Genomic DNA, 24,426 nt, shown 5'->3' on the forward strand with positions numbered 1-24,426 from the left:
CAGAGCGGTAGGGAAACACCCGTACCCATTCCGAACACGGAAGTTAAGCCTACCAGCGTATCGTGAAGTACTGGAGTGAGCGATCCTCTGGGAACCACGAGTCGCCGCCTGCCCACTCATACGGGAACATTCCCACCACAGCCCACGGACAACGCGTCCGTGGGCTTTCTTCATATCCAACGAGCCGCAGGCCCGTGGCCGACCGCTAAAGTTAAAGGCTCGACAGCGGTACGTTCGGACGGCGCCAAGGTGGCAGAGTCCGGTCAGACGCAGCGGCCTGCAGAGCCGCCCAACGCCGGTTCAAATCCGGCCCTTGGCTTCCGTTTCTTCGCCTCCGTCGTGCCCGCAAACTGCCCCGCTTAGTAACCGTTAAACACCGGGTGACCCATGCGTCAACTATGCAACGACGCGCTGTGGCCGTGTTCGTCGCGCTCTTCCTCGGTGTCGCGGGCGTGGCGGGCGCGCTGACTGCGACGGCTGAGAGTCCCGAAATCGCCTTCGAGAACCCGGAGATTGACGCCTCGCAAAATGAGTCGATCGAGGTCGGCGGCCAGTCGTACGTGGTGGCCGACATCTCGGAAAGCGAGAACGACGCGGGACAGATGGTCATCTCGGGGACACTCGAACGCGAGTTCACGACGCAGACCTCCGAAACCTGGGCGAACGGGTCGACGGTTTCGGTCGACGACCGCGAGTGGCGCGTCGAGATCGGCGGAGAGAACGCCACAGAGTTCACGCTCGTCGAGGTGCTCGACCGACAGGCGATCCTTGAGGCCGACGACGACGCCGAAAACGAGACGGTCACGCTCGACGACGGCGAGTACGTCGCGGTGACCGACGAGAGCGGCGAGCGGACGCTCGTGCCCGCCGACGAGTACTTCCCCGCGCCCGAGGAGCGGACGCACGCGTCGGGCGATACGCTCGAATACGACGGACAGACGGTTACGGTCGACGAGGTGACGGCCGGCGGCGCCGTCCTCGTGTGGGAGACCACCGAGACGGAGACGGTCGAGATCGCCCAGGAGTCGACGGTGACCATCGGCGACACCGACTACGCCGCGCACTTCCCCGACGCCGCGACGCTTCGGATGACGACCGACGTCGAGTCGTACCAGGCGCAGGTCACCGAGATAGAACGGTTCAACCAGTACAACAGCGGTCTCACGCGCGTCCTCGTTCTCTCCGTGCTCTCGTCGATCATGCTCGCCGGGATGGCCTTCATCCCGTCGCGGTACTGATCGACGCCGAACGGGCGATTTTCTCCGGCCGCGTTCTACCGACCGCATTTTCACCGACAACCACTACTCGGCGGGACCGCTACGGGGCCTATGACTTCGACAGCGGAGAAGGTACGACAGCTCGCGCCCCACTGGGCGGTGATGTTCATCGTCATGTTCGTCGCGCTGGCCGGCGTCGAGCGCCTCGCCGGCGAGGTCGGGCTCGCGGCGTCGCTGGTGGTCGTCTTCGTCATCGCCGTCGCGTATCCCGTCGCGGTCCGGGCGCTCGGCGTCGCGCCGCCCGTCTGGCGGCGGTGACGGCGGGCCGCCGCGGTCGACGGTCCCGCCCCGCCGGGTGTGCGTCCGCCGACTGACGCCGCGGCGGTCGACGGATAACACCGGTGTCAGCCGGTCACCGTCCCGTCCCGTTCGTTTTTATACGGCTCGGCCGCCTTCTAATCGGTATGAGCGACGAGAACCCGGCGGCCGTCACGCCGGAACTCCCGGACGCACCGTTCCACACCAGCGGCACCGACCACATCACGGTCTGGGGGAGCAACCAGGAGGACACCCTCGCCTTCTACCGCGACCTGCTCGGGATGCCGCTCGTGTTGCGGCAGCCGAACCTCGACGACCCCTCGCAGACGCACCTGTTCTTCGACACCGGCGACGGGCGGATCCTCACGGTGTTCGTGAGCGACGAGCGCGCGTCCGCGCGCGGCCGGCGCGTCAGCACGGGCGCCGTCCACCACCTGTGTTTCAGCGTCGAACCCGACAAGTACGAGGACATCATGGCGGCGCTCGAGGAGGCGGGCAAGGGGTACAACGTGTTCGACCGCGGCATCTTCCACTCGATTTACACGCAGGACAACAACGGGCTCGTCGTCGAGCTGTCGGCCGACAAGTACGAGATCCCGGCCGACCGGAAGGGAGAGGTGTTCGCGACCGCGCAGCGCCTCCGCGAGGAGGACGACGCCGACTTCGCGCAGGACCGTCACATGGAGGGGGCCCTGGAAGAGCTCGGCCTCCCGGTGAACAAGCACGACCTACCGGACGCCGACGCCGGCGTGGGGGTCTGAGATGACCGGGCGCGACCCGGGTCCGCACGCGGGCGACGACCCGCACGGCGACGAGCCGCTGGTCACGGCCGGCGCGTCGCTCGACGACGCGGCCGCGGCGCTCGTGCTCGTCCACGGCCGCGGCGCGACCGCCCGCAGCGTCGTCGACTTGGGCGAGCGGCTGGCGGGGGACCGAGAGGTGGCGATTCTCGCGCCCGCGGCCGCCGGCAACACCTGGTACCCGAACTCCTTCCTCGCGCCGGTCGCCGACAACGAGCCCGGGCGGAGCTCCGGGCTGCGAGCGGTCGGCGCCGCGGTCGACCGCGCGGTCGACGCCGGGATCGCCCGGGACCGCGTCCTCGTCGGCGGCTTCTCGCAGGGCGCCTGCCTCGCGAGCGAGTTCGTCGCCCGCAACCCGACCCGCTACGGCGGGCTCGCGGTCTTCAGCGGCGGGCTGATCGGCGAGACGGTCGCGGTCGACGGCTACCTCGCGGCGGGCGACGACCCCCTCGCCGGCACCCCGACGTTCGTCGGGTGTAGCGACGTCGACCCGCACATCCCCGAGGAGCGGGTCCACGAGACGACCGACGTGCTGGAGGCGCTCGGCGCCGACGTCGACGAGCGGATCTACGAGGGGATGGGCCACGGGATCAACGACGACGAGGTCGCGGCGGTGTCGGAGCTGGTCGCGTCGCTGGCGTAGCTCGCCCCCGTTCGTCACGAAACGTCGCGACCGACGGCCGCAGCGCCGGCAGCGCCGCCGCGAACGGCCCGCCGACAGGTCCCGATCCGCGGGGGCTCGCGGCGGCTCTCCCGCTCACGCCAGCCAGTCGTCGGGCTTCGTGTCGTAGTCCGCCTCGTCGGCGGCGATCCGCGCCTCGATCTCGCCGTCGAGGTCGTGTTCGGTCACCTCGCCGCCGTCGTACTGGAAGCGGACGCCGACCTCGGTGCCCTCGGGCTCCTCGCCGCGCCGCTTGGCGCGTCGGACCTCGCCGTCGTCGTACTCGACGCGGATCGTCGCGAGGTTCACCGGGCGCCCCCACAGCTCGAAGACGCGCTTCAGCGTCGCCCTCGCGCGCTCCTCGTCGAGCGCGACGCCGTTGTACCGGTGCCCCAAGAGCAGTTCGCCCCGGTTCCGGAAGTTCCCGTCCAACACGACGATCGTCGGCTTCCCGAAGTTGGTGAACCGGAGGAGCAGCTTCTTGCGCACGTCGTCGGCGTCGACGCTGGCGACGCGGTGCTCCCCGGCGGCCCGGCTGTACTCGTAGGTGAAGTAGTTCCCCTCGCGGACGAACTCGTCGGTGAGGAACGCGTCGATGAACGTCACGTCGTTGTGGCTCTCGCGCACCTCGAACATGCGCTCCCAGCCCGCCCCGCGGTCGACGTCGTCGATCGCGGCGGCCACCGTCTCGTACCGGTCGACGTCGAACAGGTACCGGGCCTGCTCTTCGAGCACCTCTCGGGAGACGTCGCGGAGCGCGCCCCGGTGTTCCGGCCGCGAGAGGACGTAGTGACGCTCCGCGAGCCCCTCGCGCGTGAGCAGCTTCCACGGGTACCGCTCGACGTCGATCCCCTCGGGCCCGTCGCCGGCGGACAGCGCCCGGTCCACCGCTTCGCCGTCGACTCGCGGGTCGCCGTCGGCGGCCATCTCGGCCAACTCGTTCAGCGTCGCCGGGCCGGCGCCCGCGATCGCCGGGTGGGGTTCGAGCAGGTCGGCGACCTCGTCGAGGTCGATCCGGGAGTGGAAGTTCTCCGGGGTCACGCCCTCGACGCGGAGCAGCTTGTCGAGCACCTCGCGACGCGCGGCCCGCAGCTCGACGTGCGTCCACAGCTCGAACCCGAGCTTGTAGGGGTTGAGGCCGGGCGAGCCGAGCACGCGGGCCATGTGGTCGGCGTACGTCAGGAACTCGTCGGGCCCGGCGAACCCCTCGCCGCCCATCATCACCGACTCCCAGTACGTCGCCCACCCCTCGTTCATCACCTTCGTCTGCTTCTGTCCGGCGAAGTAGTACGCCTCCTCGCGGATCGCGTCGATGACGGTCGTCTCCCACGGCTCCCGGTCGACCGCCTTCCCGCTCTCGGGGTCGTACCGCTTGCCGTGGTCGCGCAGGAACGCGAGCACGTCCGGGCGCGGCGCCTCCGGCTCGACTCCCTCCCCGCGCGCTTCGAGCCACTCGTCGTCGAACACGTCGCGCCGCACCTCCTCGGAGAGGTCGAGGTCGTCGATCCGCGCCTCGATCGCCGCGAGCGGGTCCTCGTCGCCGTCGCTCACGTCCGCGGCGATCCCCGGGTCCGCCACGGAGCGGGCGGCGTCGACCGGGCTGTGCTGGTCGATCGTGTCTTCCAGGGCGCTCACGGCGTCGATCAGCCGCTCGACCTCGTCGCGGTCGACGTCCGTCCGCCTCGCGATCGCCGCGATCCGGTCCGCGTTGCGCTCCAGCCGCGCCGCCGCGTTCGGGCCGTCGTCGCCGCGGTCGGCGTAGAGCCCGAACCACTCGTTGTTCGCGAAGAAGTCGGCGTGCGCCTCGACGTGGGTGATGACGGCCTTCTGGTCGGCCGCCGAGTTCGACTCCTGGAGGAAGGCGTGCGCCGGGTCGTCGTTGTTGACGATCTCGAACGCCTTCCCCAAGCCGTGGCGGTCCTTCTTCCGCTGGCGCTCGTAGTTCATCCCCCACCGCCAGTGCGGGTAGCGCCGCTGGAACCCGCCGTAGGCGATCAGCTCGTTCATCTGATCGTGGTCGACGATCCAGTACCGAACCGGGTACGGCTCCAGTCCGAGCCGCTCCGCCAGCTCGCGGGCCTCCCGGGCGGGCTCGTCGAGGGCCGCGGCCTCGCGTTTCGCCTCGACGCGGTCGTCCCTCATCGCCGGTCACCCCCGTCGGTCCGCCCGCGGGCGGCGGGCCCGCCGCGGCCCGCGCCGCCGTCGCTCGACGACTCGGTGCTGAGGATCTCGTAGATGGCGTCCGTCACGTCGTCCGGCTCCGAGACGCGCGCGACGGCCACGTCGTCGGCGTCGGCGAACGCGGCCTCGACCTCGTCGGCGTGGCGGGCGTTCGCGGCGCCGTCGCCGGGCTGGGTCTCGACGTACGCCTGTAGGTTGGCGTCGATCGACTCCATCGCCGGGATCACGTTCTCCGTCGTGTCGCTGCCGGCGTTCTCCGAGTCGCCCGCGGCGAACACGTACCGGTTCCACTCGCTGTACGGGTACTCTTCGAGGAGCTCCTCGACGAGGTCGTACGCGCTGGAGATGCGGGTGCCGCCCCCGGACTGGATCCCGAAGAACTCCTCGCGGTCGACCTCCCACGCCTCCGCGTCGTGGACGACGTAGCGGAACTCCGCGGCGTCGTACTTCCCGGTCAGGTACCAGTCCATCGGGGTGAACACCCGCTCGACGAGCTCGCGTTTCGTCTCGCGCATCGAGCCGGACGCGTCGCGGACGTTGATCACGACGACGTTGCGCTCGCGCTTCTCGATCACCTCCGGGTGACGGAACCGCTCGTCCTCTCGGCGGAACGGGACGCTGTCGAGCCCCTCGCGCCGGATCCGCTGGGTGACCGGCTCGCGGTCGACCGCCTCGTCGAGCGCGTCGAAGCTCTCCCAGCGGTCGAGCGCCGCGACCGGCTCGCCCCGCTCCTCGGCGAGCGTCGCGGCCGCGTCGGCGATCCACGCCCGGGAGACGGGGATCCCCTCGCCGCGCGCCCACGCGAACACGTCGTCCACGTCGGCGCCGTCGACGAACAGTCCCTCGCGGACGTAGTCGCCGTCGAAGTCGGTCGCGAGGTGCCGCTTCAGCCCGCGCTTGAAGAACTCGTCGACGTCGAGGGTGCCGCGCGGCCCGGAGCGCGCGGTGTCGGTGAAGTCGCCCTCCACCTCCTCGACCACCCGCTTCCCCTTCGGTTCGAGGTCGAGCCCGAGCGCCTCGTCCAGCTCGCGGGCGAACTCCTCGGGGTCCATCTCGTAGTACTCGTGGTCGCCGCCCTCCTCCCCCGGGTCGCCCTCCTCGTCGCCGTCGCCCGGCTCGAGGTCGACCGGCTGGCCGGGCTGCGGCTGGCCGTCGCCGCCCTGCCCGACCCCGCCGGCGGAGCGCTGGTCGTACTCGAACGACGGGAGGTCGACCACCTTGATCGGGATCCGGATCCGGTCGGCGTCGGAGCCGCCGAGGTCGCCGTGGCCGATGAACTCCGCGAGGTCCTCCCGGCGCGTCTCGCCGACCTCGCGGAACCGCTCGCGGTCCTCGGTCAGTCCCACGGGTCGTCACCCCCGTTGGAGCCGGCGCCGCCGTCCGGCGCCTCGCCGTCGGCGTCCCCGCCGTCGACGTCGGGCCACTCGTCGCGCACGTCCGCCATCACGGCGCGGCTCGCCAGCTCCGCGGACGCGCGGCTGTACCCGCGCTCGCACAGGCGGTCGATCGTCTCGGCCTTCACCCGCTCGGTCTCGGTGTCGGCGGGCGGGTCGGACCACGCCGCGGGGTCGAGGTCCGGGAACCGCCGCTTCACGTCCGCGAGGTCGTTCGCGTCGATCACCGCCTTCAGCTCGGGCACCTCCCCGAGGTCGACCTCGTCGACGCTGAACTCCTCGCCGCGGTTGCGCCACGCGTACCGCGTGAGTCCGCGGATCACCCGCTCGCGCCGGAAGCGCTCGACGTCGCGGCCGGGCTCGGTCCCGCGGTAATCGCCCTCGTCGAACCGCCCGAGCGTCTCCGTCTCGAACACCTTCATCGCGAGCGGGTCCGGCGCCGCGTCCTCGCGGTCGCGCGCCGTCGGGTCCGCCTCGTCCCACGCGTACACATGCTCGACGTACTCCGCAACGGTCTCGGTCGGGACGGTCTCCTCGGCGAGCATCGCGTCGATCACGTCCTCGCGCTGCCGCTCGCGGATCCGCGCCGCGACCGGCCCGCGGCGCCCCTCGAACTCCGCGGCCTCGGCCCGCGAGAAGACGGGGGCGTCGGCGAGCCCGTCCGCCATCGCGTCGAGCACGTCCGTCGGGGTGACGACGCGCTCGACCGGCAGGTCGGGGTGGCTCCGGTCGGCGGTCGTCGCGAGCAGGTCGGCGACCGCGTCGCGGGCGTAGGTGACCGGGATCCCGTTCCGGCCGTCGCCCGCGGCGAGGTCGACGTCGTCGACGGTCACCGCGTCGTCGCCGCGCCGGACCTCGCCGGTCTCGTACAGCGTCGCGGTCTCGATCAGGTCGAGGTCGCCGGGGAGGTCGTCGCCGTCGAGGCGCGTGACGACCGCGTACAGCGCCGCGGCCCCGATCGCGTGCGGCGCGACCTCGCGCTCGACCGCCCTCCCGTCGGCCTCCCGGACCTCGATCGACAGCGGCGCCGCCCCCGGGTCCCGGGCCCCCTCGTCGGGAGCGCCCCCGCGGCCGACGCCGGACGGGTCGGCGGCGCCGCCGGTCGCCTCCTCGACCGCGGTCGCCCCGGCGATCTCGCGGCGGAGCAGCCGCGCCTCCAGCCGGCGGTTCGTGAGGTACCGGAACTCGTGTTTCGAGAGCCGGCGCTTCAGGGCCTTCAGCGGGTCGGCGTCGCCGCGTTCGGCGTGGCGGTCCAGCTCCGCGTCGAGGTCGGGGTTCGAGATGACGACGAGCTGGGTGTCCAAGTCCATCCCGATCCCCTTGTCGAGCTTCACGCGCCGCTCGTCGGGGACGTTGAGCAGCCGCCGGAGCAGGTCGGCGTGCTGGCTCGCGTCCTCGACGACGGTGGCGACGCCGTTCCCCTGCGAGAGGACGCCGTCGTAGCTGAACGCCTGCGGGTTCTTCCGCCCGCGGGAGTCGAGCTCGCGGAGCATGCCGCCCATCCACGAACCGACGAGCCGCTCTTTCGCCGTCCCGTCGTCCTCGGCGTGGAGGACGCCGATCCCGCGCCCCACGTCGACCACGTAACTGGTCACGCGGAGGTGGTCGCGGTCGGTGATCGCCGAGAAGAGGTCACGGCGCCCGCGCTCGCGGTAGGCCGACTCCAGGTGGTCGTACGCCTCGCGGCTGAACGGGTCGAGCTCCACGTCGGCCGCGACGGGGTAGGCGTCGTCGTCGACCGCGTCGGCGATCGACTCCCGGACCGTCTCGGGGAACACCGACAGCGGGTGCGACTGGACCGGGCTGCGGTACCACTCCCCGGCGTCGCCGCCGTCGCCGTACGAGAGCGACGCGGCGCCGCCGCCGCCGACCCCGCCGGCGCCCGAGACGTTCCACTCGACGGTGTACCGCCGGCCGGCGTCCGTCTTCGAGAACGCGCGGAGCCCGTTGACCAGGCACCGCTTGAACTCCGACTTCCCCGTCGCGGTGGGGCCGTCGATCCAGACTATCGTCTCGTCGTTGCCCCGCCCGGTCGCGGCCGCGCGCAGGTCGTCGACGAACCCGTTGAGCGCGCGGGTGTTGCCGAGGACGGCGTGTTCGCCGTCGTTCGCCGGGTCGTCGAAGAACCGGTATCGGTCGAGCGTCTCGCCGCGCTCGCGGACCTCGCGGGTCCCGTACGACTCGACGGCCGCGAGGACGTACCCCGCACCGGACGCGGCCGCGGTCGGGTGCTCCAACACGCGGTCGACGTAGGACGCGAGGTCCATCGGCGGGTCGTACGCTCCCCGGAGGGCCTCGTCGGCCGCGCTCCGGAACCGCTCGCCGCCGGATCTGGTGCGGTCGCTCATTTTCAGTCCCCGTCGTCCGCCATCTCCGAGCGCGCGACCGCCGCGCCCGCGTACTCCAGCACCTCCGCGGCGCCGTCCTCGGAGTAGCCCCGGTCAACCAAGGCGTCGACCCACGCGCTCCGGTCCTCGTCGTCGAGGTCGGTCGCGGACACCAGCGCCGAGAAGTTGATGTTGTGCTTCTTGTCCTCCCACAGCTTCCGTTCGAGGGCCCGGCGGAGCCGGTCATTCTCCTGCGGGTCGAACCCGCGGCCCTCGCGGGCGCGTCGGGACACCCAGTTCGACACCTCCTGCCGGAAGTCGTCCTTCCGGTCGGAGGGGACGTCGAGCTGCTCTTCGACGGCGCGCAGGAACGTCTCGTCCGGCTCCGTCTCCCGGCCCGTCAGCTCGTCGTCGACGGTGTCGTCGTCGATGTACGCCATCACGTGGTCCATGTACTTCTCGCCCTGCCGGCGGAGCTCGTCGACGTCGTACGCCAGCGCGTGGCGCACGTCCTCGATGGCGCGCTCGCGGTACTCCTCGCGGACCAGGTCGAGCAGGCGCTCGTAGCGGTCGAGGTCCTCGGCCGCGATCGACCCGTGGCCGCCGAGGTTCGCCTCGAAGTGGTCGAAGACGGACAGCGGCGAGAGGTGGCTGCGGTCGCGGTGGGTGGCGTCCATGATCGCCTCGGCGATCTCGTCGCCGACGAACCGCGCGGAGATGCCGTCCATCCCCTCGCCGATGTCGGCGGACTCGGCGGCGTCCTCGCGGAGCTTCCGCCGGTCGATCTCCTCGTCTTCCAGTTCGCCGTTGTACGCCTTCGCCTTCTCGACGAGGGTCACCGTCTCGTCGGTCGGCTCCTCTAAGCGGGTGAGCACGCCGAAGAGCCCGGCCATCTCCAAGGCGTGCGGCTCGACGTTGACGTTGGGCACGTCGGCGTTGGCGAGCATCTTCTCGTAGATCTTCGCCTCGCTCTCGTACTCTAACACGTACGGGTAGTCGATCCGCTTGGTGCGGTCGTTGAACGCCTCCATCTTCTCGTCGCCGGTCTTCTCGCGGTACTCCGGCATGTTCGTCCGACCGACGATCACCTGGTCGATGTCGATCCGCGGGTTGTTCTTCGGCTTGATCGTCGACTCCTGCGAGGCGTGGAGGAAGTCGTAGAGGAACTCCCGCTGGAGCTTCAACAGCTCCTCGCCGGAGAAGAGCCCGCGGTTCGCGTTACAGAACGCGCCGGCGTAGTCGAACGCGCGCGGGTCGGACTCGCCGTAGACGGCGAGCTTCGCGTAGTTGACGTCGCCGGTGAGCTCGGTCTCGTCCTGGTTCTTCTTGTCCTTCGGCTCGAACGTCTCGATGGACTGCCGGCGGTTCTCGTCGGCGACGAGCCGGACGACCTCGACGTGTTCGTCGAGGACGCGCTGGAGGTCGTCGTCGTAGTGGGCGAGCAGCTCGTTCAGGTAGAACTCCGAGGCCGGGTCGGGGTGCTGCTCGTTCCGCAGCGTGTAGGGCGCGTCGAGCCGCTCGTTGAGGTCGTCGATCACCGCCTGGCGCTGCGGCTTCGGGAGGAGGACGAGCGGGTCCTGGCTCATCGGCGAGCGGACCACGTCGTCGTCCGGGTCCTGGTCGTCGATCACCGAACAGAGGTCGACCCAGCGGAAGGTGTACATCCGGCCGGCGTCCTCGCGGGTGTACGCCTCGAAGTAGCGGCGCACCAGCCAGTCGAAGTGCGACTTGCCGGAGCCGACCGGGCCCAAGAGGAGTTTGATCCGCTTCTCGGGGCCGAGCCCGCGGGCGCCGGACTTCACCTTGTTGACGAACTCGTGGATCGCCTCGTGGACCTCGCGGCCGTAGAAGACGTTCTCGCCGTCGTGGAGCGGGTCCTCGGCGGCGAGCGCGTACTCGACGACGCCGTGTTCCTCGTCGTAGTGCGTCCCGTAGTGGTCGAACATGTCCGCGACGCGCTGGTGTGCGTTCCGTGCGATCTCGGGGTCGTCGTACAGCGCGTCGAGGTACCAGTCGAACGAGCGCGCCGCTCTGAGGTCGTCGGGGACCTCCGTCCGGTACTCCTCGCTGAGCCGTTCGAGCGTGTGTCGGTCTGCCATCGTATCACGTTCGCTCGGACCGCGAGGCGGTGTCGCCGGCGTGCGACGCGACGGCCGGAGCAGCGGCTCTCCGTGCGCGTGTCGGCAACTCGTCGAGCCGCGAGCGGCGCGTCGTCGGAGTGCGCGTCGGTGCCGGTGGACGCCTCGCCCGTATCCGAGGCTATATATGTGGGAGGGATTGGCACGGATAAGTATGTCGCCAGTTGACACCCGCCGCGATCCGTTCGGGGCCCTCGCCCTCGTCGGATCCGGCCGGTTCGCCGACGGTCCGTCAGTCGGTCTTATCAGCGGCTCGTGAGATCGACGGCGGGGGCGCGTCGCGACCCCCCGCGAAGCCCTCGCGCGCGGTCCGGACGCGGCGGGGCGCGTCGCAGTCGCGGTCGCCGCTCGCGAGCGCCGGCCGAGAACCGGAACCATCGGCCCCGGAGGGCACCCTTTTGCGAGTCGCCGCCGCAGACCCGGTGTGACGTTCAGCATCTGCGCTCGCGAGCGGTACACCGACGAGGGCGGCGACGACCAGATCCGGTTCGGCGTGGCGGTGACCACTCGGCTGCCGGGCGTCGGCACGCTGTGCCCCTTCGCGTCGTCCGACGGCGCGGTGGCGACCCAGTCGCTCGTCAACGTCGAACTGGGGCGGAAGGGGGTCGAGTACCTCGGGGACGGGCTCGCCGTCGACGACGCCCTCCAGGCGCTCCTGAACGCCGACGAGGGGAGCGCCCAGCGCCAGCTCCACGGCGTCGACGCCGACGGGACGTTCGCGTTCTCCGGCGACGAGTGTAACGACTGGTACGGCCACCGCGAGGGCGAGAACTACACCGTCGCGGGCAACCTCCTGACGGGCGAGGACGTGATCGCGGACACCGCGGCCGCCTACGAGTCCGACGCGCACGGCGACGCGCCGCTCGCCGAGCGCCTGATCGACGCCCTCGCGGCGGGCCACGCCGCCGGCGGCGACAAGCGCGAGGACCTCGAGGTCCAGTCCGCGGCGCTGCTCGTGCGGAACACCGAGGAGGAGGCCGACGATCCCTACTACAACGACCTCCGGGTCGACGCGAGCGAGACGCCGGTCGCGGACCTCCGCGAGACGTACGAGACCGCCAAGCGCGGCTACGAGACCATCTTAGAGAAGTACGCCGAGGAGGAAGCGGCGGACGACGAGAGCGACGACGACGGGGGCGCGGCCGACGACGCGGCCGACGAGTAGCGGGCCCTCGCTACACCGACAGCCGCGCGAGGATCGGCAGGTGGTCGGAGGGGTACCGGCCGCGGTCGTCCCGGTCCGCGAGGGTCGCGAACGCCTCGACCGACACCGCGGGCGAGACGAGCGCGTGGTCGATCCGACGGCCGTCGATGAGGCGCGCGAAGTCGGTGAGGCTCGTCTCCGGCCCGTGTCGGAGGTCCGCCTCGGCCGCGGCGTCCCGGAGCGAGGGGGCGTCGCCCGACGGAGCGCCGTCTTCAACGCCGGACTCGTCATCGAGGAGGATCCCGTGCGGGTCGGAGCCCGGCGTGCAGTTGAGGTCGCCGACGAGGAGGAGCGGCGCCCTCGCGTCGGCCCCGCCCTCGTCCGCCGTCGCTACCGTCGGTAGCCGCTCGCGGAGCAGGCGCGCAGACTCGCGCCGCGCGCGGGCGCTCACGTGGTCGAAGTGCGTGTTGACGACGCGGAGCGCCGCGTCTCCGCCGACGGCGCGCACCCGGGCCCACGTCGCGATCCGCGGGTGCGAGGCGCCCCACCCGGTCGACGGCTCGTCGGGGGTCTCGGAGAGCCAGAACGTCCCGTCGTCGACGACCTCCCAGCGGTCGCTCCGCACCGCGACGGGGCACCCCTCGCCCTCGCCGTCCGCCTCGCGCCCGCGGCCGACGAACTCGTACTCCGGGAGCCGCTCGCGCAGGTCGCGCCGCTGCTCGGGCAGCGGCTCCTGGAAGGCGGCGACGTCGGGCCGGTGAAACCGAACGAGCCGCCCCACCGCGTCCCGGCGGTCGTGCCAGGCGTCGTGGTGGTCGCCCCGGTTGGCGTAGCGGACGTTGTAGCTTAACACCCGGATCGCGGTCATTACCTCGGGTCTCGCGGGCGGGGCGATTAAAAGGCGGGGAGCGTCCCGCCCGGCGGGCGCCCCCACCAGCACAGGGCATTTATCGCCGCCGAGGCCCGGTGGACGGGTATGGAACGCAACGTCGGTCGGATCGACGCCCTCGTCCGGGTCGTCGCGGGGGTCGCCGTCGCGGTCCTCGCGGTCGCCGTCGCCGTCGGGGCGGTCAGCGTCCCGGTCTTCTCCGCGGTCGGCCTCGGGGTGATCGGCGTCGTCTTGGTCGTCGAAGGTGCCACCCGCCGGTGTCTGCTGTACCGGGCGCTCGGGATCGACCGCTGTCCGGTCGACTGACGCTCCGACCGCCCGCGGGGCGGGCCGGTCAGACCGAGAACTCGTAGAGGTCGTCGCCGACGTGGTGGATCGACCGGACCACCTTCCCGCTGTCGCCGACCATGTCGTCGCCGTCGGCCAGCGCGCGGCCTACGGCCAGCACCTTCCCGTGGGTCTCCTCGGCGATCACGACCAGGTCTCCCTCCCGGATCGTCTCGTCGGCCTCGACGATGCCCGGGCGCATCACGTCGGCGCCGTCGGAGACGAAGGAGATCGCGCCGGCGTCGACGGTGACGACGCCGGTCTCCGGGTCGAAGTCGTTCGCGCCCCGAACGGTGAGGAACGGCTCGTCGTCGTCGACGTAGAAGACGGCGGGGTCGCCGTCCACCAAGACGAGTTCGTAGCCGGCGTCGACGAACTCCACGAACTCGAAGGTGTCCCCCTCGATGTCGACCCCGAGGTGGTCGGCGACCGCCTCGCGGATCGCCGTGATCTCGTCGCTTCGGAGGTGGTGCCGGGATTTCACTTCCATGCGCGTCCCGTCGACCGCTCGGCCGATAAATGGACCGCTCCCCGCCGTGGCGGTCGGCGATCGCTTCGCGCTGTCGCCCCTGAGGCCGGTCTCGACTCGTTGGACCGATCAAAACGGCCTTAAACCACCTCTCCATATCCCTTCGTATGCTCAACCCACTGGCGATCGTGCTCGTGGCGATCGTGAACCCCCCAGCGATCGTGCTCGCGGCGGTCGCGACGCTGCTCGTGGTCCTCGTCACCTCGGTGAAGGGGACGGGGTGGGAACCCACGACCGACATCTCGGAAGAAGTCCTCGAACACCGCGCGTCCGCGGTCCCCGAGACGGAGTTCCCGGAGCCGGGTAACCGCGCCGTCGGCGGCGGTGGCGGCGGCGGAGCCATCCCGGCCGGCGGCGCCGAGGGCGAGGAGGGCGAGCTCGAAGAGGGCGACACCGTCAGCTCCGGCCCCGGCGACATCCCCGAAGACGAGGTGGAGTACTTCGAGGTCGAGTTCGTCAAGCAGGGGGAGACGGTCGAACTCTCCAACGACAAGCCCATCCTCGACCAGGGCGAAGACGAGGGCTGGGACCTCCCGTACGCCTGCCGGCAGGGGCAGTGCGTCTCCTGCGCCGGCCGGATCGCCGACGGCCCCTCCGAGGACTTCGTCGAGCACGACAACCAGCAGATGCTCGAAGCGGCCGAGATCGACGACGGCTACACGCTCACCTGCGTCGCTTACCCCCGCGACTCCTTCAGCATCGAGACGGGCGAGGCGCCGTAGCACCGCGCTCGCACTCTCTCTTCCGTCTCCTCTCACCGCGTCCGCTCGCGACACCCTTTTTCGCGTCTCGCTCCAACCGATCGCATGACCGTCACCACGGCGCTCGTCGGCGGCGGCGGGGCCGTCGCCGTCGCGCTGATCGCCGCGGCCGTCTACCGCGACGCCGCCCGCGTCGGCGTCGACCTCGGCTCGCCGGCGACCTGGGCCGCGCTCGTCGTCCTCACCGGCGGCGCGAGCCTCGTCACGTTCGTCCTCGTGCCCGACGCCCCGCTCCCCGGCGTCCTCGTGTTGACCGTGCTCGGCCCGCTCCTCTACCTGCTCGAACGCGACGACTCGATGAACGGCGACGCCGCCGCCGACCCCACCCAACTCCCCAGCCAGTCCGGGGAGTCGGCGGACCCGGGCGACGACCCGGAGCGATAGCGGCCGACGCGGACGCGCCCCGTCGCGGTCCCTCTCGGCGCCGTTCCGTCTCATCGACGATGACACAGTTCCTTTCGGCGCGGCCGCCGGCTCCTAAACCGCAACTTTCCATACCGTCGGCGATGTACGAGGGATAATGAGCGACGAGAGCGACGAGAGCCTCGCGGACCGGGTAGAGCAGTGGATGGTCGGACAGATGCCGATCATCCAGATGCACGGCGGCACGAGCGTCGTGCGCGAGGCGGACCCCGAGACCGGCGAGGTCGTCGTCGAGCTCGGCGGCACCTGCTCCGGGTGCGGCATCTCGAACATCACCGCCGACAACATCCGTCGCGACCTCATCATGGACTTCGAGGAGGTCGACGACGTGACCGTCCGGACCGCCTCCTCCGGCGACAACGGCGCGTCCACCGTCGAGGGCGGCCGCGGCGGCGAACTCAAACATGAGACCGAGTCCGCGAACCACTTCTGAACGCGACGGGCGCTCCCGTCGCCTCTCTCTTCTCCCCTACAGCGGCGTGAACGGCAGCGACGCGAGCGTGTCGGCGTCGTAGGCGAGCGCGTCGGACTGCGAGACGCCCTCCGGCGTGATCATGTCGATCACGCGGGGCGCGTTGCCCGCCGCGCCCTGCTTCGCGCCGCCGAAGACGAACCCGCCGGCGTCCTCCTGGACGTCGCGGAACGAACCGAAGTCCTCCGAGCCGACGACCGGGAGGACTTCCCAGTCGGAGATGTCTACTCCGCCGAGGGCCGCCTTCGGAATCGAGACGATCGCCACGTTCGCGCCGAAGCTGGCGAACGTGGTCGGCGAGCCGAGCCCGTTCCCTTCCGCGTCGACGATCCCGGCGCTGAAGCCGCTCGCGTCGACCCGGTACTGCCACGGCTCGGCGAACTCGGCGGTGATCCCGAGCCCCCCGAGCTCCGTCGTCCGTCCGCCCTCGGCCGACGGATCGCGCAGGTACACGACGAAGTAATGCGGCGAGAACGTCCCGCCGAACGTGTCGTACAGGTTCTCCACCTCGAAGGCGAACCGGTACTCCTCGTCGGTCTCCAGGACCCGGAACGAGCGCAGGTCGAACGCGCCGTCCTGGAACGCGCCGTCGGTCGGGTAGACGTACTCGCCGGGGCCGTCGTCGTCGCCCTGCGGGTCGGTGAACTCGGCGACGAGGTCGCCGGGCGCGACCGTGACGGTCTCCGACGCCAACTCGGTGCCGCCGTCGGCCTCCCGGACGGCGACGTCGAACGTCCCGATCCGAGATATGCTGAATCCGAGGTCCACCGTCGCGTCAGTCGAATTCGGAGGCAGTCGGACGTTGTCGAGCGCGGCGACATCCCCGTCGACGGTGACCTCGACGGTCGTTCCGCCCACGAAGGCGGCGTCGTTCGACCCCGTCGCGGTGACGAACGATTCGCCGAGGTCGGCCTCGTCGGCGATCGACACCGAAAACGTCTGCTCCGGCCGCTCGTACTCGGGGAGCCGCTTGACCTCGCGGCCCCGCGCCGGGCGCAGTTTCACCGCCGTCCCGCCGCTCGGCGCGAGCGACGCGAGCAGGGTCGCGTCGGGCGTGACGACCGCCTCGTCGATGCGGACCTCGGTCGGGTCGCGATCGACGCCGGTCCCGACCGCGTCGGAGTATATCTCCGCGACGTACTTCGGGCCGTTCCGGCCCTTCCCGCGGCCGTTTCCGTTTCGCTTGCCATTCTCCTTGCCGCGGCCCTTGCCTTTCCCCTTGCCGTTGCGCTTGCCCTTCCCCTTGCCGCGCCCCGGCGCGTCGCCGGCGTTGCCGGGGGCGTCGCCGGAGTTCCCCGGCGCGAGGAAGTCGAGCGGCACGTCGACCGCGCGGCCGTCGCCGTCGGTCATGGCGCCGACGTACCACTCGTCGCCGCGCCGCCGGGCGATCGCGAGGTAGTCGCCGATCGCGGAGCCGACGACGCGCGTCTCGTCCCAGCCGGCGGCCGGGACGGACTCGATGAAGCCGAACTCGGGCTCGGCCTCGAAGTTCTCGTTCTCGGGGACGTACCCCTCGTACTCGGCCGGGACCGGCGACGGCTCGCCGGACTCGGTGACGGCGACGGCGTTGAGGTTGAACCCGCCCACGTCGCCGCTGAAGCCGTCGTCGCCGCTCTCGTAGTCGAGCTCGATCGCGACCTCGTTGTCGCCCGCGTCGAGCTCGACCTCGGTCGTGAACACCTGCCAGTCGTCCCAGTAGTCGGTGAAGTCGGGCTCGATGGTCTCCCGCGCGTCGTTGACGCGCAGCGTCGCGCGCGGCGTGCCGGCGTCGATCACGCGGCCCGCGTTCTCCTCGGCGTCGCTCGCGTAGCGCAGGTGGAGGTCGTACGTCCCGGCGCTCGGCACGTCCTCGACCGCGAACGAGACCGACGACCCGCTGGGCGCGCGGTTGGGGTCGACGGCGACGAAGTTGGTGCCGAACGCGTCCCGCCAGGAGTCGTCGGTGACGAGGCCGTCGAGGTCGCCGGCGGCGGCCTGGAGCGCCTCCCCGACCCCGAACGTCTCGTCGACGTACCCCTCGATCCGGTCGGCGGCCATCTGGAGCCCGCTGAGGTACGTCGGGTACATCGCGAGCTGCTTCGCCCGCGTCGTCTGGATCTGGTCGCCGCGGTCGTCGCCGAACGTGATGTCGAAGATGCCCGGCTGGTAGCTCACCGGGCCGGCGAGGTTCCGCGTGAACGGGAGCGTGACGTGGTGGTCGCGGCCGACGTTCGAGCCGAGCTGGCCGAACCCGTCGTACTCCTGGGCCTTCACGACCTCGCGGTTCGCCACGTTCGGGTAGGTGCGGATCTCGCCGGTCGGCTTGATCCCCTCGTGGATCTCTAACAGCTGGCGGTTCGCGGCCGCCTCGCGGATCACGAGCCGGTGGTGGTTCACCGCGAGCTGGTTGTGCTGGTTGTGGGTCGGGTCGGCGCCGTCCCCGTCGATGCCGAGCCCGGGGTCGGAGACGTACCCGTTCTTGATCGAGTTGATCCCCTCGGCCTCGTAGCCCGCGAACACGTCCTCGTCGAGGATCGCGGCCTCGTACTGCGGAATGTTCCCCGCCGTCTCGTTGTGAATCGTCATCTCGACCAGGTCGGGGAGGTCCGCGCCGTAGCCGGTCACCTCCGGCACGTCGAAGTCGGGATAGGAGTCGTCGACGCCGAAGCCGAACCCGGTGCCGTCGCCGGGGTAGGTGTCCCAGCCCTGGTTCCACCCCTCGACGAGCACGCTGTCGATGCCGTTCTCGCTGGCGAAGCGCATGTACCGCTTCATCCGCTCGGTGCGCGCGCCGTGGACGTACGCGGCCGGGTTCCCGCCGTCGTTCGCGACCTCGTCGTCCGTCTTGTACTCCCAGTTCGCCTGCCCCGCGATCATCGTCCACCAGATGCCGACGTACTTGCGGGGCTCGATCCAGTCGGTGTCGGGGCCGTTCCCCGCGGTCGGCAGCGCCGACTCGTCGAGCGAGTCCGCGAGCAGCGGGACGAGCTGCGACTCGATCAGCTCGCCCGGCCGGTCGACGACTTGGATCGTCCGCCACGGCGTCGCCGCCGGGAGATCGAGCGAGGCCCGCGACCCGTTGGGCAGCGGGGTGAGCTCGGTCGCGAACGCCGTCCCGCCGCCGTCGCTCCGGGGCGCGAGCGTCGCGGCCGCGTAGTCGTCGAGGTTCGCCTCGTGGACGCTGAGGTACGCGTCGCCCGCGTCCACCGTGAGCGGGGTGTGCGCGCCCTCTCGCATCGGCGTGCCGTTCGGTCGCCGGTTCTCGACCCCGCCCGGGATCTCAGACAGCGGCGTCTCGACGTACTCCTGCTCGAACCGGGGGTTCGTCACCGCGTTCGCGATCCACCAGGCGTCGTAGTCGTCCGCGAAGTCGACTCCGGTGTTCTCCGCGTCGATCACCGCCTTCTCCGAGTTGCTCGCGAACTCCTCGCGCAGCACCGTCCGGAACCCGATCCCGTCGTCGAACACGCGGACCTGGAGGGTGGCGGTGCGGCCGTCCTCGGCGGGGGAGCCGTCGGCGGCCGCGTCCGCGAGCCCGACGCTGAGGGCGTTGTACTCGGCCTCGACCTCGTCGTAGGCGCCCCACACCGGCTCCCACTCCTCGGTCGAGACCGCCCGGATCGTCCCGGTGACCGCGACCGCCCCGTCCGCCCCCTCGGCGCTCGCGCCGAACGCCGACTGGTTCCGGAAGTCGAACCCGAGCCGCGACGGGCCGACGTAGGTCGTTCCGTTCCGCGCGACCTCGTAGGTCGGGACGCCGTCCGAGACGTCGACCGTCACCGCGATCGACCCGTCCGGCGATTCGATCGTCTGAACCGGGTCGTCGGCGTCGTTGGCCACCGGCGCGGCGTCGTCGGCCGACACGTCCCGCGAGTAGGCGGCCGCCGCCACAAGCGCCCCCACGCTCCCGAGGAAGCCGCGGCGCGTCGTCCCGCTCGACGTTTGCTGTGATCGTTTCTCACGCATTCCGTCAACACCGTGTATACGATGAATAATAATGCTATTGTAACCAATCGAAGTGATTGGATTTCGAAACGACCGAGTCGACGCCCCCGTCGATCGCCGTGCCGTCCGCGGATCGGTCGCTACAGCGCGTTCTCCAGCGCCGACGCGACGCGCCGCGCCTTCTCGGCCAGCGGCTCCGGCGTGCGCCCCGCGGCGACCGACTCGTCGAGTTCGTCGTCGTCGACGCGCTCGACCGTCCCGTCCGGCCGCTTCACCACGTCGACGTGGAGGTCGACGTAGCGGGCCGCGTCGGGGAACACCTCGACGGGCGTACAGACGTTGACGTACGTCCCGCGGACGCTCCCGTCGCGGCCGCGATACGTCGTCGGGTACCACCAGCGCCCCTCCTTCAGGCTCGTCTCGGCGACGTCGCCGGCCACGCGGTCGACCCCGAGCCCGTCGTAGGTGCCGCCGCCGCTCATCTCCCGCTCGACGGTGACGGTCCCGTCGGGGTCGACCCCCGTGACGGTCGCCTCGCCGAGGGTGATCAGCCGCCCGTCGGGCTTGCCGTGGTCGATCCGGAGCGCGTCGCCCTCCCGGGGCCCGAACGCGTCGCTCACGACCGCGAACGGGAACTCGGCGTCGGGGTCGGGGTCACAGAGCGCCTCCGCGAGGTCGACGCCGGCCGAGGCGTCCGCCGAGCCCGCCTTCACGCGGTGGTGGCCCGGCATCGTCGCGGTCGCGCCCCGGCGCGCGTCGTCGAGCCCGAACCGACTCTCGCGGCCGAACCAGACCCAGACGCCGGCGTCCGGCGCGGCGACCGGCGCGTCGCGGAGCCGCCCCCGGTCGTCGAGGACGCCGACCCCGGACCCCGTCCCGTCTGCCGACGCGGCCGCGTCGCGCAGATCCTCGGCGGCGTCGACCGCCGCGTCGAGGCCCGCGCTCAGCGCCTCGGTGTCGGCGTCGACCGCGGGGGGTCGCCACACCGCGCGCCACCCGTCCGGCGGGTCGAGGTCGAGCAGGTCGAGCATCCCCGACAGCTCGCGGGCGGCCTCGTCGTCCCGGACGTCGACCCGCGTCCCGGAGCCCGGTTCGAGCGCGACGAGGTCGCCGCCGACCCGCAGCTCCCCGGCGAGCTCCGGGCGCCGGTCGGTCCACGGCGCCGCGGACTCGCGCACCTGGACGCGGACCGCGTCCCCCGTCTCCACCCGGGCGTCGACCGCGCCGTACGGGAGGTACCCCTCGGCGGCGGTAGCGGGCGCGCTGGCGGCCTCCCCGCCCTCGCCGCCGACCCGGAGGTCGACGACGGCGCCGCCGCCGAGCGTTTCCGTCACCTCGCCGTCGAGGACCGCGCCGGGCGGCGTCGGGTCCGCCCACGCGAGCGCGTCGCGGCCGGCGTCGACCAAGAGGTCGCGGACCGCATCGAGCGCGTCCGGGTCGCCGTGCGCGCCGACGCCCTGCCGGTCGTCGCTCGTCTCGACCCGGACGTCCGGCGGGTCGGTCCCGAACGGGGCGTCGAACCGCCGGCGGATCGGCGGCGAGGCGTCGACCACCTCGTGACCGGCGTCGAGCAGGCGCGCGGTGAGCGCCGTCGCGTAGATGCCGCGCACGCGGGCCCGTGCCATCGTCACAGCTCTCCGCGCTCGCGCGCGAACCGCACCCGGTCGTTCACCGTGTCGCCGAGCGAGAGCTCGACGACGACCGGCTCGCCGCCGTCGTCCTCCCGGAGGATCCGCCCGCCCTCGACCGGGACGCCCCAGCCGTCGAGCGAGAGGTAGCCGCGGAGGTCGCTCCCGTGAGTGAACAGGTCGACCTCGGCGGTCGGGTGCTCCTGGATCGCGTCCGCGCTGTGGGCCATCTCCATGTCCGAGTGGTAGGGGCCCTCCGCGCCGAAGAACGACCGGAGGCGGTCGGCGTCCCGCGCGACGAGTTCGGCGACGCGGTCCGAGGCGTCCGCGACCGCGTCCGCGTCCAGCCCGGCCTCCCGGAGGGCGCGCTGGACCCGAGGATCGAAGTGCATACCCCGCATTCGGGCGCCGCCGTTTCAATCCTGTCGGCCGCGTCGCCCCGCGCCCCCGGTTCCGATCCACCGCCGCCGCGCGGTCCGGGCCGGCGCCGCCTTCGGCTCCCCGCGAGTCTTCCGCCGACACCGACGGTTAAGTCACCGCGGGGGTAATCCGCTCGCATGCCATCCGAGCAGGACCCGATCGCGTCCCGGGCCGACGACGACCGCGACCTCTACGACGTCGCGACGTGGGAGGAGCGGACCTCCCTCGACGGGCTGTCGGTCGCCCTGTACTGGCTGCTGACGCGGTCGGCGAAGGCGGGGGTCGTCTTCGTCGCCTTCGTCGGTCTGTTGGCGATCCTCGGCTCGTTCGGGCTGGGGCTCATCTTCGATCCGGCCATCGCCATCCTCCTCGGGCTCTCCGCCGTTCCCGCCCTCGGCCTGGCCGCGTACGTGTACCGGTCCGACGTGACGACCGCCGAGCCGCTGTCGCTGCTCGTCGCGACGTTCCTGCTCTCCATCCTCACCGCCACCTTCGCGGCGATACTGAACAGCGTGCTCCAGCCGTACTTCCGGCCGTTCGGCTTCCTCGGGCTCGTCGTGTTCTTCTTCGTCGTCGTCGGCCCGATAGAGGAGACGGTCAAGCTGCTCGCGGTGCGGCTGTACGCGTACACCGACGACCGCTTCGACGCCGTCATCGACGGGGCCGTCTACGGCGCCCTCGCGGGCCTCGGCTTCGTCGTCATCGAGAACTTCGTCTACATCGCCCAGAACGTCGACATGGGGGAGCTGTCGGTGGGCATCGCGACGCTCGGCGCGGGCGACGGCATCGCCGCCCTCCGGGCGCTCGCGGGCCCGGGCCACGTCGTCTACTCGGCGTTCGCCGGCTACTACCTCGGGCTCGCGAAGTTCAACCCGGAGAACCGCGGCCCCATCATCGTCAAGGGGCTCGTCCTCGCGGCGGCGATCCACGCGCTGTACAACACGCTCGTCGGTCCGGTCACCGGCGTCGCCTCCGGCCTGCTCGGCCTCCCGCAGGTCGTCGCGCTGTTCGGCTTCGTCCTCGTGTTCCAGGGCACGTTCGGGTACGTCCTCCTCCGGAAGATCCGGCGGTACCGCGACGCGTACCTCGACACGCGCGACGCGGTGGGCGAGGACGTGGCGCCGGAGCTCGACGAGTTCGAGCAGTAGTCAGCGGACCGGGACCCCTCGCCGCCGTCAGGGCCGCGCCTCGACCCGCGAGCGGTCGCCGGTGCCGTCCGTCAGCGCGCTCGCGAGCGCTCCCTTCACCACGACGTCGTCGCCGAGGTCCGTGAGCCGCACCTCCGGGACGTTGATGAACACCATCTCCGGGAGCTTCTCGCGGATGGGGTCGAGGACGCGGTCGGGGTTGTTGAGCGCGACCGCGCCGCCGACGCTCACGACGAGCGGGGCGTACGCGTGGATGACGTTGGCGATCCCCATGGCGTTCCAGTGGGCGACCTGGTCGATCACGTGGTCGGCGAAGGTGTCCTCGCCCGCGGCCTCGAACACGTCGACCGCGGAGAAGTCGGGGTCCTCGATGGGGAGGCTCGTCTCGATCGGGTCCTCCTCGTGCAGCTCGCGGGCGTAGTTCGGGATGTTGTTCCCCGAGCAGTACCCCTCCCAGTGGCCGTCGAGCCCGCAGCCGCAGGTCATGAACCCGTGCGGGTCGACGGTCATGTGGCCGACCTCGCCGGCGTTGCCGTCCCATCCGGAGAGCACGTTGCCGTCGACGGCCACCCCGGCGCCGATCCCCGAAGAGATGGTGAGGTACACCATGTCGTCGGGGTTGCGCTCGGAGTGGAACCGCTCGCCGATGACGCCCGCGATGGTGTCGTTGTGGAGGTACACCTCGTCGGTGTCGAGCAGCCGCCCGACCGGGCCGACGAGCGGGATGCGCTCGACGGTGTCCGGGAGGTTCGCGGGGCCCTGGACGACCCCCTCCGCCAGGTCGAGCGGGCCGATCGATCCGATCCCGGCCGCGACCGCCTCGTTCGGCGCGATCCCCGCGTCGGTACAGGCTCCCCGGACCACCTCCAAGACGGCCTCGGTGACGGCGATGCCGTTCGGTCCTCGCGGGGTGCCTCGCGACGCGGCGCCGAGGACGGCCGCGGTCTCGTCGCCGACGACCGCTCGGACGTTCGTCGCCCCGAGATCGACGCCCACGTAGTACATCGGGTGTAAGCGCGACCCCGTCTCACTTAAGCGGGACGCTTCGGGCGGTCGAGCGGGGGTAAAGAAGCGCGGCGGCGCGAAACCGCGTTACGAGGCGGTCTCGCGGACGAACGTCACCGGACACGGCGCAGAGAGCATGACCTCCTGGGCCGCGCTGCCGAAGACGGCCTTCCCGGTCGGCGAGCGCTGCCGCCCGCCGACGACGACGCGGTCGGCCTCGACCCCCTCTGCGGTCTCGACGACCTCGGTCGCGAGGTCGCCGACCGCGCCGCGGATCGAGTGTCGCACGCCGGCCGCCGAGAGGAGGTTCGAGAGCTCCCGGGTGGTCCTGTGTCGCCCCGCGACCGCGTCGGGCGTCGCGTTCTCCGCGTCCGCGTCGAAGCCGAGCCGCGCGCGCGTCTCGTCGAACTCCTCCTCGTCGAACACGTGGGTCAACACGACCTCGGCGTCCGCCGGCCCCGCGAGCGCGATGAGCTCGTTCGCGAGCCGCTCGGTCCGTTTCTCGTCTGCGCTCCCGACCGCCAGCACGACCGTCTCGATGCTCATACAGGCCTTTCGTCCCCGACCGAGTTAAGATTGGTGGAGTTTTAACTCGAATCTGAATAAACATTCGCCCGATCGATCCTGACACTCCCGCCGGCGCGCGGCGTCGCGACTAACGGCCGATCGAACGCGAAGCTGACGGCTCCTGGAACGGGGCGTCGACGAGAAACGGCGGCG

Annotated in this window: 21 protein-coding genes, 1 tRNA gene and 1 rRNA gene; 12 read left to right on the plus strand and 11 right to left on the minus strand. The window is 71.4% G+C overall.

From position 1 onward, the window contains the following. The 6 genes from rrf to EXE50_RS15160 all read left to right on the plus strand — a co-directional run. Positions 1 to 113 (plus strand): 5S ribosomal RNA (rrf, locus tag EXE50_RS15135); the annotation flags it as partial. A 130-nt stretch (positions 114 to 243) separates the two neighbouring features. Then, a tRNA-Cys gene (locus EXE50_RS15140) sits at positions 244 to 319 on the plus strand. Positions 320 to 413: 94 nt separating this feature from the next. Then, on the plus strand, positions 414 to 1,238 hold the full coding sequence (locus EXE50_RS15145) for a hypothetical protein (RefSeq protein ID WP_137705501.1): 825 nt from the start codon (positions 414 to 416) through the stop codon (positions 1,236 to 1,238). A gap of 90 nt (positions 1,239 to 1,328) precedes the next feature. Next, positions 1,329 to 1,535: a hypothetical protein gene (locus EXE50_RS15150; protein WP_137705463.1), complete on the plus strand. Its 207-nt coding sequence runs from the start codon at positions 1,329 to 1,331 to the stop codon at positions 1,533 to 1,535. A gap of 146 nt (positions 1,536 to 1,681) precedes the next feature. Then, positions 1,682 to 2,296: a VOC family protein gene (locus EXE50_RS15155; protein WP_137705464.1), complete on the plus strand. Its 615-nt coding sequence runs from the start codon at positions 1,682 to 1,684 to the stop codon at positions 2,294 to 2,296. Position 2,297: 1 nt separating this feature from the next. Beyond that, complete coding sequence (locus tag EXE50_RS15160) at positions 2,298 to 2,978, plus strand: alpha/beta hydrolase (RefSeq protein ID WP_137705465.1); 681 nt, start codon at positions 2,298 to 2,300, stop codon at positions 2,976 to 2,978. 114 nt (positions 2,979 to 3,092) lie between these two features. On the opposite strand, the gene EXE50_RS15165 is transcribed toward EXE50_RS15160, so the two are convergent. Genes EXE50_RS15165 through EXE50_RS15180 form a run of 4 tightly spaced genes read right to left on the minus strand, consistent with a single transcriptional unit; the run spans position 3,093 to position 10,997 of the window. After that, positions 3,093 to 5,138 (minus strand): SpoVR family protein, encoded by a 2,046-nt coding sequence (locus EXE50_RS15165; protein WP_137705466.1) that lies wholly within the window; start codon positions 5,136 to 5,138, stop codon positions 3,093 to 3,095. Beyond that, positions 5,135 to 6,523: a DUF444 family protein gene (locus tag EXE50_RS15170; protein WP_137705467.1), complete on the minus strand. Its 1,389-nt coding sequence runs from the start codon at positions 6,521 to 6,523 to the stop codon at positions 5,135 to 5,137. The genes EXE50_RS15165 and EXE50_RS15170 overlap by 4 nt, the downstream gene beginning before the upstream one ends. Further along, on the minus strand, positions 6,514 to 8,919 hold the full coding sequence (locus EXE50_RS15175; RefSeq protein ID WP_137705468.1) for a kinase anchor protein: 2,406 nt from the start codon (positions 8,917 to 8,919) through the stop codon (positions 6,514 to 6,516). Before EXE50_RS15175 ends, EXE50_RS15170 begins: the two co-directional genes overlap by 10 nt. Before the next feature lie 2 nt (positions 8,920 to 8,921). Next, positions 8,922 to 10,997, minus strand: coding sequence for a PrkA family serine protein kinase (locus EXE50_RS15180; protein ID WP_121601031.1), 2,076 nt, complete (start codon positions 10,995 to 10,997; stop codon positions 8,922 to 8,924). 463 nt (positions 10,998 to 11,460) lie between these two features. Between EXE50_RS15180 and EXE50_RS15185 the strand changes: the two genes are divergently transcribed. Next, positions 11,461 to 12,201 (plus strand): DUF1028 domain-containing protein, encoded by a 741-nt coding sequence (locus tag EXE50_RS15185; protein WP_053770235.1) that lies wholly within the window; start codon positions 11,461 to 11,463, stop codon positions 12,199 to 12,201. 10 nt (positions 12,202 to 12,211) lie between these two features. Here the strand turns inward: EXE50_RS15185 and EXE50_RS15190 are convergent, their stop codons facing one another. Beyond that, positions 12,212 to 13,048, minus strand: coding sequence for an endonuclease/exonuclease/phosphatase family protein (locus EXE50_RS15190; RefSeq protein WP_137705469.1), 837 nt, complete (start codon positions 13,046 to 13,048; stop codon positions 12,212 to 12,214). A gap of 108 nt (positions 13,049 to 13,156) precedes the next feature. Here EXE50_RS15190 and EXE50_RS15195 point away from each other — a divergent pair, with 108 nt between their 5' ends. After that, positions 13,157 to 13,375: a YgaP-like transmembrane domain gene (locus tag EXE50_RS15195; RefSeq protein WP_121601029.1), complete on the plus strand. Its 219-nt coding sequence runs from the start codon at positions 13,157 to 13,159 to the stop codon at positions 13,373 to 13,375. Between the two features lie 28 nt (positions 13,376 to 13,403). On the opposite strand, the gene EXE50_RS15200 is transcribed toward EXE50_RS15195, so the two are convergent. Further along, positions 13,404 to 13,886 carry an RNA-binding protein gene (locus EXE50_RS15200; protein ID WP_053770232.1) on the minus strand — a complete coding sequence of 161 codons (483 nt, stop codon included), beginning with the start codon at positions 13,884 to 13,886 and terminating at the stop codon, positions 13,404 to 13,406. Between the two features lie 146 nt (positions 13,887 to 14,032). On the opposite strand from EXE50_RS15200, the gene EXE50_RS15205 reads away from it, so the two are divergent. The 3 genes from EXE50_RS15205 (at position 14,033) to EXE50_RS15215 (ending at position 15,542) form a co-directional block, all read left to right on the plus strand. Further along, positions 14,033 to 14,647: a 2Fe-2S iron-sulfur cluster-binding protein gene (locus EXE50_RS15205; protein ID WP_137705470.1), complete on the plus strand. Its 615-nt coding sequence runs from the start codon at positions 14,033 to 14,035 to the stop codon at positions 14,645 to 14,647. A gap of 84 nt (positions 14,648 to 14,731) precedes the next feature. Next, on the plus strand, positions 14,732 to 15,070 hold the full coding sequence (locus tag EXE50_RS15210) for a hypothetical protein (RefSeq protein WP_121601027.1): 339 nt from the start codon (positions 14,732 to 14,734) through the stop codon (positions 15,068 to 15,070). A gap of 136 nt (positions 15,071 to 15,206) precedes the next feature. Beyond that, positions 15,207 to 15,542 (plus strand): NifU family protein, encoded by a 336-nt coding sequence (locus EXE50_RS15215; RefSeq protein ID WP_053770229.1) that lies wholly within the window; start codon positions 15,207 to 15,209, stop codon positions 15,540 to 15,542. 36 nt (positions 15,543 to 15,578) lie between these two features. Here the strand turns inward: EXE50_RS15215 and EXE50_RS15220 are convergent, their stop codons facing one another. The 3 genes from EXE50_RS15220 to EXE50_RS15230 form a co-directional block, all read right to left on the minus strand. Then, positions 15,579 to 19,463, minus strand: coding sequence for a glycoside hydrolase family 97 catalytic domain-containing protein (locus EXE50_RS15220; RefSeq protein WP_137705502.1), 3,885 nt, complete (start codon positions 19,461 to 19,463; stop codon positions 15,579 to 15,581). A gap of 182 nt (positions 19,464 to 19,645) precedes the next feature. Next, a complete protein-coding gene (locus tag EXE50_RS15225; RefSeq protein ID WP_053770228.1) occupies positions 19,646 to 21,130 on the minus strand; it encodes a DUF402 domain-containing protein in 1,485 nt (494 codons plus the stop codon). A 2-nt stretch (positions 21,131 to 21,132) separates the two neighbouring features. Continuing rightward, positions 21,133 to 21,525, minus strand: a complete 393-nt coding sequence (locus EXE50_RS15230) for a hypothetical protein (RefSeq protein WP_053770227.1) — start codon at positions 21,523 to 21,525, stop codon at positions 21,133 to 21,135. A gap of 165 nt (positions 21,526 to 21,690) precedes the next feature. Here EXE50_RS15230 and EXE50_RS15235 point away from each other — a divergent pair, with 165 nt between their 5' ends. Further along, a complete protein-coding gene (locus tag EXE50_RS15235; protein WP_053770226.1) occupies positions 21,691 to 22,701 on the plus strand; it encodes a PrsW family intramembrane metalloprotease in 1,011 nt (336 codons plus the stop codon). 27 nt (positions 22,702 to 22,728) lie between these two features. On the opposite strand, the gene EXE50_RS15240 is transcribed toward EXE50_RS15235, so the two are convergent. Beyond that, positions 22,729 to 23,706 carry an ROK family protein gene (locus EXE50_RS15240; RefSeq protein ID WP_053770225.1) on the minus strand — a complete coding sequence of 326 codons (978 nt, stop codon included), beginning with the start codon at positions 23,704 to 23,706 and terminating at the stop codon, positions 22,729 to 22,731. A gap of 87 nt (positions 23,707 to 23,793) precedes the next feature. Next, positions 23,794 to 24,252, minus strand: coding sequence for a universal stress protein (locus EXE50_RS15245; RefSeq protein WP_053770224.1), 459 nt, complete (start codon positions 24,250 to 24,252; stop codon positions 23,794 to 23,796). Positions 24,253 to 24,426: the final 174 nt, after the last annotated feature.

Origin of the sequence: Halorubrum sp. ARQ200 (genome assembly GCF_005435115.1) — an archaeon.
In the GTDB taxonomy this organism is placed as follows: domain Archaea; phylum Halobacteriota; class Halobacteria; order Halobacteriales; family Haloferacaceae; genus Halorubrum; species Halorubrum tropicale.

Bases quoted from the DNA above. Each gene is read 5' to 3' on its own strand.
- EXE50_RS15150 (WP_137705463.1), top strand. From the start codon at position 1,329: ATGACTTCGACAGCGGAGAAGGTACGACAGCTCGCGCCCCACTGGGCG.
- EXE50_RS15155 (WP_137705464.1), top strand. From the start codon at position 1,682: ATGAGCGACGAGAACCCGGCGGCCGTCACGCCGGAACTCCCGGACGCA.
- EXE50_RS15160 (WP_137705465.1), top strand. From the start codon at position 2,298: ATGACCGGGCGCGACCCGGGTCCGCACGCGGGCGACGACCCGCACGGC.
- EXE50_RS15165 (WP_137705466.1), bottom strand. From the start codon at position 5,138: ATGAGGGACGACCGCGTCGAGGCGAAACGCGAGGCCGCGGCCCTCGAC.
- EXE50_RS15175 (WP_137705468.1), bottom strand. From the start codon at position 8,919: ATGAGCGACCGCACCAGATCCGGCGGCGAGCGGTTCCGGAGCGCGGCC.
- EXE50_RS15180 (WP_121601031.1), bottom strand. From the start codon at position 10,997: ATGGCAGACCGACACACGCTCGAACGGCTCAGCGAGGAGTACCGGACG.
- EXE50_RS15190 (WP_137705469.1), bottom strand. From the start codon at position 13,048: ATGACCGCGATCCGGGTGTTAAGCTACAACGTCCGCTACGCCAACCGG.
- EXE50_RS15195 (WP_121601029.1), top strand. From the start codon at position 13,157: ATGGAACGCAACGTCGGTCGGATCGACGCCCTCGTCCGGGTCGTCGCG.
- EXE50_RS15200 (WP_053770232.1), bottom strand. From the start codon at position 13,886: ATGGAAGTGAAATCCCGGCACCACCTCCGAAGCGACGAGATCACGGCG.
- EXE50_RS15205 (WP_137705470.1), top strand. From the start codon at position 14,033: ATGCTCAACCCACTGGCGATCGTGCTCGTGGCGATCGTGAACCCCCCA.
- EXE50_RS15210 (WP_121601027.1), top strand. From the start codon at position 14,732: ATGACCGTCACCACGGCGCTCGTCGGCGGCGGCGGGGCCGTCGCCGTC.
- EXE50_RS15215 (WP_053770229.1), top strand. From the start codon at position 15,207: ATGAGCGACGAGAGCGACGAGAGCCTCGCGGACCGGGTAGAGCAGTGG.
- EXE50_RS15225 (WP_053770228.1), bottom strand. From the start codon at position 21,130: ATGGCACGGGCCCGCGTGCGCGGCATCTACGCGACGGCGCTCACCGCG.
- EXE50_RS15230 (WP_053770227.1), bottom strand. From the start codon at position 21,525: ATGCACTTCGATCCTCGGGTCCAGCGCGCCCTCCGGGAGGCCGGGCTG.
- EXE50_RS15235 (WP_053770226.1), top strand. From the start codon at position 21,691: ATGCCATCCGAGCAGGACCCGATCGCGTCCCGGGCCGACGACGACCGC.
- EXE50_RS15240 (WP_053770225.1), bottom strand. From the start codon at position 23,706: ATGTACTACGTGGGCGTCGATCTCGGGGCGACGAACGTCCGAGCGGTC.
- EXE50_RS15245 (WP_053770224.1), bottom strand. From the start codon at position 24,252: ATGAGCATCGAGACGGTCGTGCTGGCGGTCGGGAGCGCAGACGAGAAA.